Source organism: Bradyrhizobium sp. MI1.10, assembly GCF_055811035.1.
In genome coordinates, this window is record NZ_JBVVPN010000055.1 from 20,947 (window position 1) to 31,083 (window position 10,137).

Sequence of the window (10,137 nt, forward strand, 5' to 3'; positions counted from 1 at the left end):
TTTCTCCGGCTAATTGCAGCCGGGCAAGGGCATTCCTATCTCAGGGCTCCGCTGACCGTCCTCCCGGCAGGTTCCAGCCTCCCCTCCCCAGCCTTCGCCCCCCTCAGACTTGCGGCCATCATGTCCTCCATCATTTCCGTCGCCAATTTGTCGAAGACCTATGGGTCCGGCTTCAAGGCGCTCAAGACCGTCAATCTCGACATCAAGCGCGGCGAAATCTTCGCGTTGCTCGGCCCCAACGGCGCCGGCAAGACCACGCTGATCTCGATCATCTGCGGCATCGCCAATCCGAGCGAAGGCAAGGTCCTGGTCGGCGGCGAGAACATCCAGACCTCCTATCGCAAGGCGCGCTCGCTGATCGGGCTGGTGCCGCAGGAATTGCACACCGATGCCTTCGAGAGCGTGTGGGCGACCGTGAGCTTCTCCCGCGGGCTGTTCGGCAAGCCGAAGAACCCCGATCATATCGAGAAGGTGCTGAAGGACCTCTCGCTGTGGGACAAGAAGGACAGCAAGATCATCACGCTCTCCGGCGGCATGAAGCGTCGCGTGATGATCGCCAAAGCGCTGTCGCACGAGCCGCAGATCCTGTTCCTGGACGAGCCCACCGCCGGCGTCGACGTCGAGCTGCGCAAGGGCATGTGGGAGGTGGTGCGCACGCTCCAGCAATCCGGCGTCACCATCATCCTGACCACGCATTACATCGAGGAAGCCGAGGAGATGGCCGACCGCATCGGCGTCATCAACAAGGGCGAGATCGTGCTGGTCGAGGACAAGGCCACCTTGATGCAGAAGCTCGGCAAGAAGCGGCTGACGCTGCATCTGCAAGGCAAGCTCGATGCGCTGCCGGAGAGCCTCGGGCATTACGAGCTCGACCTCTGCGACGGTGGCGCGACCCTGGTCTACGACTACGACACCAAGGGCGAGCGCACCGGCATCACCAGCCTGCTCGGCGACCTCCGCACCGCCGGCATCCGTTTCAACGATCTCGACACGACGCAATCGTCGCTCGAGGATATCTTCGTCGACCTCGTGAGGGCGTCATGAACTACCGGGCTGTCCGCGCCATCTATCTGTTCGAAATGGCGCGCACCTGGCGCACGCTGCTGCAAAGCATCGTCTCGCCGGTGGTCTCGACCTCGCTGTATTTCGTGGTGTTCGGCGCCGCGATCGGCTCGCGCATCAGCCAGGTCGAGGGCGTCAGCTACGGCACCTTCATCGTGCCGGGCCTGATCATGCTCTCGGTGCTGACGCAGAGCATCGCCAACGCCTCGTTCGGCATCTACTTCCCGAAATTCACCGGCACGATCTACGAGATCCTGTCGGCGCCGATCTCCTATTTCGAGATCGTGCTCGGCTATGTCGGCGCGGCCGCGACCAAATCGATCATCCTCGGCCTGATCATCCTCGCCACGGCCGGCCTGTTCGTGCCGCTGCACATCCATCATCCGGTCTGGATGCTGGCCTTCCTGGTGCTGACGGCGGTGACGTTCAGCCTGTTCGGCTTCATCATCGGCATCTGGGCCGACGGGTTCGAAAAGCTGCAGATGATCCCGATGCTGGTGGTGACGCCGCTGACCTTCCTCGGTGGCAGCTTCTATTCCATCGACATGCTGCCGCCCGCCTGGCGCACGGTGGCGCTGCTCAATCCGGTCGTCTATCTGATCTCCGGCTTCCGCTGGAGCTTCTACGAGATCGCGGACGTCAGCGTATCCGTGAGCATCGGCATGACGACGGCGTTCCTGGTGATCTGTCTGGTCGTGATCTGGTGGATTTTCCGCACGGGGTATCGGTTGAAGAACTGACCCCGGCCGTCATTCCGGGGGCACGCGCGCGCCCCGGAATCGCCAGGGGTTACCGATAGCAGTGGAAGCGGTTGTATCCGTCGTAATAGCCGCGGCAGCGGCGGTGGCCGCGATGGGGAATGCCGAACACACCCTCGACTGCTCCCACGGCCCCGCCAACGCCGGCGCCGACCGCGCCACCGACCACGCCGCCCACAGGACCGGCGATACGGTTGCCTTCATAAGAACCTTCCTGGGCGCCGCGCACGATGCCCTGCGCGTGCCCGGCATGTGGCAGCGACAACAGCGCCAGCGCCATGGCGGCGGCTGCAAACAGCAGGCGGACGGGCAAACCGGCCGGCAATGACGCGGCGGTGATACGGGCTTTGTTCATTTTCGGTCCCAGGGACGGTGTAAGGGGCAATTGGCGGCGAACGCCGCCTGTCGAGGCAGGCATCTTCAACGCCGGGCGCGGCCAAATGGTTGCGCCTTTGTGACGAATTGTCGGCGTTGTGAACGCGTGCCCGCTCGCGAAAATGTCAGCATCGCCACGGGCGGCGCGGCACAAAGCGGCCTTGCTAACGCCCGCCGTCACGTTAACGATGGCCGGGCAGGCCGCTGGAACGAAAGCCGGATTGCAGGCATATTGCACGCCGGGGGACGGAGAGCCGCGGCGCCTAGCGTGAACAGGCCGGAGGCCAGAACTCAGATGCGTTCGTTTTTTATTGCTTTCACCTCCCTGATGCTTTTGAGCGCGGGCGCCGCGCAGGCCAAGGTCGAGATCACCGTCGACAAGGACAATCAGCAGATGACCGTCGCCGTCGACGGCATCGCGCGCTATCACTGGCCGGTGTCGACAGGCATCCCCTCCCGCGAGACGCCGAACGGCGCGTTCCGTGCCTTCCGCATGGAAGAGGACCACTACTCCAAGGAATTCGACGACGCGCCGATGCCGCATTCGATCTTCTTCACCAAGATCGGGCACGCCATCCACGGCACAGACTCGGTCGGCCGGCTCGGCACACCGGCGTCTCATGGCTGCGTGCGGCTGTCGCGGCAGAACGCCTCGACGCTCTACGCGCTGGTGCAGCAGCAGGGCGTGCTCAACACCACGGTGACGCTGACCGGCTCGTCGCAGGTGGCGCTCGCCCGCAACCCGCGCGGCCGCAACCCCACGGCTGTCGCCCGCGCACCGCAGCCGACCGAGGAGCAGTACGCCACATCAGGCGACCCCGTGAATCTCGCACCGACGGCCCAGCCCGCCCGCCGCTACATGCCCCAGGACGACAATTACATCTATCCAGCCGATGGCAGCGACACCGGCACGCGCTACCCGGCACCGCGTGGCAGCCGCCCGCTCTATGACGCGCAGGTCTACCAGCAGCAGCCGCAGCAATATTACAATCAGGGCAACGGCACCTATTATCAGCCGCAGCCCCGGCAGGTTTACCAACCGCGTGGCTATTACTACCAGAACTGACGCTATCTGGACGCGGCGTTGCCGGGCAATCAAATCAGAAAGCCGCTGCCGCGACGGGCGCTTGCCGCAGTCGACCGCTGGAAATAGCGCCGGCCTGTGCACGGATTGGGCACCGGCCGACGCAAGGAAGCAACAGTCCACAACCTTCGACGCGGCGGCGTTCCGGCCAAATTGACAACCAGGGGGTCGCCCGTATTGTCGTTCCCATTGTTTCTGGGACATGACATGACACGCGAGCAGATTTCGGATTTCTGCGTTACCGCCCTGGCAAATATCCTGCGAATTTCGAGCGACCGCGTCGACATCGGCACGAAATTCAGCCGCCTCGGGCTCGATTCGGCGATGCTGGTCTACCTGATGATGGAACTCGAGGAGAAGCTCGACCTCGAACTATCGACGGACGACTTCTACGACCATCCGACCGTTGAGGCGCTGTCGCGATTTCTCGCCGATAAGCGCGCAATCCGCCCCGCCGCCTGAGGGCGGCTGAAGCCGGCGCAACCCATGGAAACCTTCCGCTCGCTCGTGGCACTGCTGGCCCGGCGTGCGGCGGAGCAGGCCGACGACCGCGTCTATGTCTTCGTCTCCGATCGCGGGACGGAGGAAGCTGCCCTCAGCTTTCGACAGCTGCACGATGCCGCGGGCGCGCTCGCGTTGCGACTGACCGTGGCCGCGCGTCCCGGCGACCGCGCCATCCTGGTGTTTCCGCCCGGCATCGAGTTCATGGTGGCGTTCTTCGGCTGTCTGATGGCCGGCATCATCGCCGTGCCGATGATGATGCCGCGGCGAAACAGCGCGCGCGATGCCAGCGCCGCGATCCTCGCCAATTGCACGCCGGCGGTGGCGCTGACCAATTCGGCCGTCGCGCTCCGTGGTGATCTGCGGGCACGCTTCGCGCATGAGAACATTCGCTGGATCGAGGTCGATCTCGCCGCGGACGATGGTGAGACAATCGAACTACCCGAGCCGGCGCCGGACGACATCGCCTTCCTGCAATACACCTCCGGCTCGACGTCCGCGCCCAAAGGCGTGATGGTGAGCCACGCCAATCTGCTCGCCAATCTCGAGATGATCCGGCTCGCGCTCGGCAACACCCGGCAATCGACTTACGTCAATTGGGTGCCGCTCTATCACGACATGGGGCTGATCCTGAACGCACTGCAGGCGCTCTATGTTGGGGCGACCTGCGTGCTGATGGCACCGAATGCGTTCATGCAGCGGCCACTCGGCTGGCTGCGCGCGATCTCGCATTTTCGCGCGGAAGTGGCGTGCAGCCCGAATTTCGGCTTCGATCTCTGCGTCAGCCGCTATCGCGCCGACCAGATGGAGGGCGTCGACCTGTCCTCGCTCAGGATCGCGCTGAACGGCGCAGAGCCGGTGCGTGCGGAAACCATCGAGCGGTTCGTCCAGACATTCGCGCCCCACGGCTTCGATCCGCGCGCGATGTATCCCGCCTACGGAATGGCGGAAGCGACACTCCTGATTTCCGGCGGACGCCGCGGCGGAGGTCATGTCACACGCAGCCTGAGCCGCACGGCGCTTCAGGCGCATGCGGCGGAAGCGCCTTCCGGCGCCGAAGACACGCAGATCGCCGTCGGCTGCGGGCGCGCGCTCACCGGCGAACGGATCGCGATCGTGGACCCGGACAATCGGACGCGCCTGCCCGCGGACCGGGTCGGTGAAATATGGGTGAACGGCGCCAATATTGCCCGCGCCTATTGGCGCAACGACGAGGCGACGCGCGAGGGGCTCAATGCGCAGATTGCCGCCGAAAACGGGGCATGGCTGCGCACCGGCGACCTCGGCTTCGTCGACGCCACGGGCGAATTGTTCGTCACGGGACGGATCAAGGACCTCATCATCATCCGTGGCATCAACCATTATCCCCAGGACGTCGAGCGCACCGTGCAATCGCTCGATCGAGCTTTGCGCGAAAATTGCGGCGCGGCGTTCTCGGTGCCGGACGAGACCGGCGAAGAAACACTCGTCATCGTCCAGGAAATCGAGCGCACTGCGCGCCACTCGATCAACACCGAAGCCATCAAGGGTCGGATTCGCGAGGCCGCCGCCGACAACCACGAGCTCTCCGCGCGCCACATCGCGCTGATCCGGCCCGGCACTCTGCCGAAGACCACCAGCGGCAAGATCCAGCGCAAGCTGGCACGCAAGCTCTGGCTCGATGGGGGATTCGAGCAGCTCGGCTGAGACGGTTCAGAAATCGATCTTCGCGCTCTCCCCATCGCGCAGGCTCGCAGCGATCCCCTGCTCGATCTTGCGCGCGAGGATGGGGCGATAATGGATGAAGTCGGCAAAATTGGCGCGGTCGCGCGTGAGATCGTTGTCAACGCGATAGCTGATGAAATTGCTACGCGGTCGGCCCGCGACCACTTTCTTCAGCGCCGCGTCGCAGGCGCTGCGCTCCAGGGCGGTTTCCGTACCGGGCTTCGGCACGGTGGTCGCGAAGGTCGGCGGCACGATGATGACGACGGGCACATCGGCCGACAATGTCCTGACGGTATCTGCGAGCACAGCGATCTCGGGAAATGTCGCCCGCATCTCGGTGGACGAGGACGGCGCCGGATCCCTGGGCCAGCCGACTTCCTTGAATTGACCCGGCGGCCAGATGTCCTCATAGCTGACAAAGCCGTCGGGGTTCATCCGTGGTCGGCGACCAAGCCCGATACTGATGCGCTGAAAAGCGTGCTCGATCGCCTGCCAGGAGATCAGCCGTGCAGCGTAAGTGACGACGCTTCTGTCGTAGAGCCAGTCGGGAAACGGGACGCCGCCCTCCTCCTTCGCCCGTGCATGCGCGCACCAGCCGGGGTCAGTCACGACCACCAGTGCACCAACATCCTTGTGATTTCGGAGGAAGAAGTCCAGCACCGCGAGCTCCTGGCGGGGAAACGCACCGGTCATGTAGAGCTGCACGAAGCGCAGGCCGGTTGCGCGCGACAATTCCGTCGGCTCGATCATCTGCGCCGTCGAATTACCCAGGATAGCGGCATTGAAATCCGGATTCCTCGCGCGGCTCGCGGCCGTGATCTGGGTCAGACGATTGTCGACGCCCTCGATGCCGAACAGACCGAGCTTGCCGCTGTCATAGGGATCGACCGCCACCATCAGTGCGAGCACCAGCAGCGCAGCGCCGATCAGCGTGCCCAGACACGCGAGCAAGCTCCGGCCCCAGCCGGGGTCGGTCTCAGAATTTGAAGTAGACGAACTCATGGAGATCCCGACCACCCATGTGAAGCAGCAATGCGAACAGCCCAAGACCGAGCAGACCTGCGAGCCACGGATTGGGACGGCGCGTGAGCACCGCCACAATGTCCTGGCTCGCCGGCAGCAGGAAGGCGAACAGCGGCGCTGCGACCAGCGGCCACAAATGCTTTCCGCGCTCGAGCGGCAGCGGCGAAACCAGTCCGGCGAAGACATGCCATGCCGCCTCCACCGATCCCGCACGGAAGATCACGCCGGTCGCGAGCACGAACAATACGGTGAGCGCCCAGCCGAGCCATGACGGGAACTCCGGACCGTAGCGGCGCCACAGCGTGCAGGCGACCAGCGCAAGACCGTGCAGCACGCCCCACAGCACGAAGGTCCAGCTCGCGCCGTGCCAGAGGCCACACAGCGCCATCGTGATCATCATGGCGGCGAAAAACTGTACGGGAAGCCAGCGCCGCGGCAACAAGCGCAGATTGACCAGCGGGTAAAAGACGTAGTCGCGGAGGAACAGCATCAATGTGATGTGCCAGCGCTGCCAGAAATCCTGGATATTGGTCGAGCGCAGCGGCGCATCGAAATTGTACGGCAGCTGTACGCCGAACAGGAGGCCGAGGCCGATCGCGATGTCGGAATAGCCGGAGAAATCGAACAGGATCTGGAAGGAGAAGCAGAAGGCGAGCCACGCATCGCCGCTGGGCAAGGGCCCGTTCGCTGCCTGCGCGTAGATGGGATCGAGCAGATGCGCGAGGCCGTCGGCGATCACGATTTTTTCGAACAGGCCGATCGCGATGAAGCAGGTCGCGACGCAGAACTGGCGCTGCCAGCCCGGAACGTAGATCTGCCTGCCGAACTGATGCATCACCTCCGACCAGCGCGCCAGCGGGCCGGCGATCGCCTGCGGGAAGAAGGTGATGTAGAGCGCGTAGCGGTCGAGCGCATAGAGCGGCGCCCTCCCGCGCTTCAAGTCGACCAGATACATGATGTGGTGGAAGGTGAAGAAGGAGATGCCGAGCGGCAGTCCGACATCGAGCACCGGCAACGTCGTACCCAACGCCAGACCGAGATTGGCGAGAAGGAAGTTGGCGTATTTGAACAACGCCAGCACCGCGAGATCGAGCATGAGCACCAGCGTCAGCACCGCCGGCCACTTCACGCGCCCATAGGCGACCGAGGCAAGCCAGTTGATCACGATCAAGCCGATCAGGAGCAGGATGAAGGACGGGCTGCCCCAGGCATAGAAGGCGAGCGACAGCGCGACCTGCACGCCCATGCGCAGATGCGGATAGGGATCGGCCAAGCGATAGATCAGCAGCGCCGCGGGCAGGAAGACCAGGAGGAAGGGATAGTCGTTGAACAGCATCGGTTCAAAGCTGCGCCATCGCCGGAGTGAGCCGGCGGATGATGCTCAGCCCGTTTCGAGGTCGGGCGCAGCGTCGCCCGGCTGCCGCAGCATGCGTCGCGCAATCTTCTCCTCGCTCGGCACCTTGACGTCCCAGGCCAATCCGAGCGCTTCCAGGGCGCGGATGAAGATGAAGCCGGGATCGAATTCGAACCAGCGCAGGCCGAAGGCCGCGGAATAGGGAAAGGCGTGGTGATTGTTGTGCCAGCCCTCGCCCCAGGCAAGCCAGGCCATCACACCGAGATTGCGGCTATTGTCGTCGCGGGTGACGAAGGGCTGCGCGCCAAAGCTGTGCATCACGGAGTTGATGGCCGACATGGTCTGCTCGACCACGAACATGCGCACCACGCCGCCCCAGAGCAAGCCGGTCAGCGCGTTCCACAGGCTCATGGTGGCGACGCCGCCGATCGCGGCCGGCAGCACCAGGCCGAGACCGACCCAAGTGTAGTAGTAGCTGTTGACGGCAACCAGCCTGCGATCCGCCATCAGATCCGGGACATAGTGCGCAACGTTGGGATAATCGTGCTCGATCATCCAGGTCAAATGCGCGTGCAGGAAGCCGCGCAGGCGGCCGAACGGGCCCTCGCCGTGCAGCCGCGGCGAATGCAGATCGCCGTCGTGATCGGACAATTCGTGGTGCCGGCGGTGCATTGCCGCCCAGGACAGCATGGGACCGCGGCCGGCCATCGATCCCATCACGACCAGGATCGCACTCATCACCGTGGAGGTCGCAAAGGCGCGGTGGGTGAAGAGCCGGTGATAGCCGACGGTGAGGCCGAGGCCGGTGACCAGCCAAAAGCCGACGAACAGGCCAAGCTCCGCCGCGCCAATCGGGCGGTAGAGCAGAAGCACCAGCGCCACCAGTGTGCCGACGAAGGGCAAAACGTCGAAGATGATGAAATGCCGGCGCTGCATCCGGCGAAAATGCCGGCTACGAATAATTCGATGATCGTGTTGCTGCTGCACGGGCGGGATTCCAGGGCGCCGACCATGAGTACATACCCCCGCGGCGGCCGCAACCCAAGCCACCGCCCAAGGTTTCAACAGCCACGAAAGCCTATACTATGGGCCGGACATGCCCAAATGCGTTCAAATATCCCTTTCCGCTTGCCCCACGAGCCGCCATGCCGTCACGTGCTGCGACGATCTTGACCGTACTGTCACTTCTCATTGCGGGACCGGCCATGGGGGCTGATTCGGCTTTCGACCTCGAGGCCCATCGCGGCGGGCGGGCACTGCTGCCGGAAAACACGCTTCCGGCCTTCGCCAACGCGCTGTCGATGGGCGTGGACACGCTGGAGCTCGACGTCGGCATCACTGCCGACGGCGAAGTCGTCGTCTCGCATGAGCGCGGGCTCAACCCTGATATCACGCGGGATGCGAGCGGCGCCTATGTCGCGGCTCCCGGCACGCCCTTCGTGAAGCTGCGGCTCGAGCAGGTCAGGAGCTACGACGTCGGCCAGATACGTCCGGACAGTCCTTACGCGAAGCAATTTCCCGATCAGCGCGCCGTGCCCGGGACCCGCATTCCGACCTTGAGCGAACTTTTCGCGCTGGTGCGCAAATCCGGCAACAATCGGGTGCGCTTCAACATCGAGACCAAGATCGATCCGAACCATCCGGACGAGACGCTCGATCCGCAAGCTTTCGTCACCAGGCTGCTCGCGCTGATCGAAGCCGAAAAATTCTCCGACCGCGTCATGATACAGTCGTTCGACTGGCGGACCCTGCTGCTCGTCCAGCAGCAGGCACCGAAGATGCCGACGGTGTACCTGACGCTCCAGCGCGGCTCGAGCCAGACGGTGGCGCTGGACAAGGCGACCAGCTGGACAGCCGGGTTCAGCCCGGCCGATCACGGCGGCTCCCTGCCGCGAACCATCAAGGCTGCGGGCGGCGCGATCTGGTCGCCCTATTTCGGCGATGTGACCGCGGCGCTGATCGCCGAGGCACACGCGCTCGGGCTGCACGTCGTGGTCTGGACGGTCAACAAGCCTGAGGACATGGCGCGGATGATCGAGATCGGCGTCGACGGCATCATCTCCGACAGGCCCGATTTGTTGCGGCAAGTCGCGGGCGAGAAGGCAATTGCGTTGCCCGCGGGGACACCGGTGACGCCGTGAGGCCGAGCCGCAGGCTTTCTGCTGTAGCGGGGGGGGGGGGGGGGGCGCGGGGGGGGGGGGGGGGGGCCCGCGGGGCGGCCGGGGGGCGCGCGGGGGGGGGGGGGGCGGGGGCGGGGGGGGGGGGGCGGCGGCCCC

The 10,137-nt window shown here is 64.7% G+C and carries 10 protein-coding genes; 6 read left to right on the forward strand and 4 right to left on the reverse strand.

The window, feature by feature from the left end; translation table 11 throughout:
* Positions 1 to 120: 120 nt before the first annotated feature.
* Together AC0L3K_RS35350 and AC0L3K_RS35355 are read left to right on the forward strand one after the other, a co-directional pair.
* Positions 121 to 1,044, forward strand: coding sequence for an ABC transporter ATP-binding protein (locus AC0L3K_RS35350; protein ID WP_473255982.1), 924 nt, complete (start codon positions 121 to 123; stop codon positions 1,042 to 1,044).
* The gene (locus AC0L3K_RS35355) at positions 1,041 to 1,802 is read left to right on the forward strand and encodes an ABC transporter permease (protein WP_007600888.1); all 762 of its coding nucleotides are present in this window, start codon (positions 1,041 to 1,043) and stop codon (positions 1,800 to 1,802) included. Before AC0L3K_RS35350 ends, AC0L3K_RS35355 begins: the two co-directional genes overlap by 4 nt.
* Positions 1,803 to 1,851: 49 nt before the next feature.
* On the opposite strand, the gene AC0L3K_RS35360 is transcribed toward AC0L3K_RS35355, so the two are convergent.
* Positions 1,852 to 2,175, reverse strand: coding sequence for a hypothetical protein (locus tag AC0L3K_RS35360; protein WP_007600887.1), 324 nt, complete (start codon positions 2,173 to 2,175; stop codon positions 1,852 to 1,854).
* Between the two features lie 315 nt (positions 2,176 to 2,490).
* Between AC0L3K_RS35360 and AC0L3K_RS35365 the strand changes: the two genes are divergently transcribed.
* The 3 genes from AC0L3K_RS35365 (at position 2,491) to AC0L3K_RS35375 (ending at position 5,466) form a co-directional block, all read left to right on the forward strand.
* Positions 2,491 to 3,261 carry a L,D-transpeptidase gene (locus tag AC0L3K_RS35365; protein WP_007600886.1) on the forward strand — a complete coding sequence of 257 codons (771 nt, stop codon included), beginning with the start codon at positions 2,491 to 2,493 and terminating at the stop codon, positions 3,259 to 3,261.
* Positions 3,262 to 3,486: 225 nt separating this feature from the next.
* Positions 3,487 to 3,741, forward strand: coding sequence for an acyl carrier protein (locus tag AC0L3K_RS35370; protein ID WP_018454262.1), 255 nt, complete (start codon positions 3,487 to 3,489; stop codon positions 3,739 to 3,741).
* A 24-nt stretch (positions 3,742 to 3,765) separates the two neighbouring features.
* Positions 3,766 to 5,466, forward strand: coding sequence for a fatty acyl-AMP ligase (locus tag AC0L3K_RS35375; RefSeq protein ID WP_473255983.1), 1,701 nt, complete (start codon positions 3,766 to 3,768; stop codon positions 5,464 to 5,466).
* Positions 5,467 to 5,472: 6 nt separating this feature from the next.
* Here the strand turns inward: AC0L3K_RS35375 and AC0L3K_RS35380 are convergent, their stop codons facing one another.
* Genes AC0L3K_RS35380 through AC0L3K_RS35390 form a run of 3 tightly spaced genes read right to left on the reverse strand, consistent with a single transcriptional unit; the run spans position 5,473 to position 8,848 of the window.
* Entirely contained in the window at positions 5,473 to 6,435 is a 963-nt protein-coding gene (locus AC0L3K_RS35380) for a hypothetical protein (protein ID WP_473367748.1), read from the reverse strand.
* Between the two features lie 25 nt (positions 6,436 to 6,460).
* On the reverse strand, positions 6,461 to 7,843 hold the full coding sequence (locus tag AC0L3K_RS35385) for an MBOAT family O-acyltransferase (RefSeq protein WP_473255985.1): 1,383 nt from the start codon (positions 7,841 to 7,843) through the stop codon (positions 6,461 to 6,463).
* 45 nt (positions 7,844 to 7,888) lie between these two features.
* On the reverse strand, positions 7,889 to 8,848 hold the full coding sequence (locus AC0L3K_RS35390) for an acyl-CoA desaturase (RefSeq protein ID WP_473367749.1): 960 nt from the start codon (positions 8,846 to 8,848) through the stop codon (positions 7,889 to 7,891).
* Between the two features lie 158 nt (positions 8,849 to 9,006).
* Here AC0L3K_RS35390 and AC0L3K_RS35395 point away from each other — a divergent pair, with 158 nt between their 5' ends.
* Positions 9,007 to 10,002, forward strand: a complete 996-nt coding sequence (locus tag AC0L3K_RS35395; RefSeq protein ID WP_473255987.1) for a glycerophosphodiester phosphodiesterase — start codon at positions 9,007 to 9,009, stop codon at positions 10,000 to 10,002.
* Positions 10,003 to 10,137 lie beyond the last annotated feature (135 nt).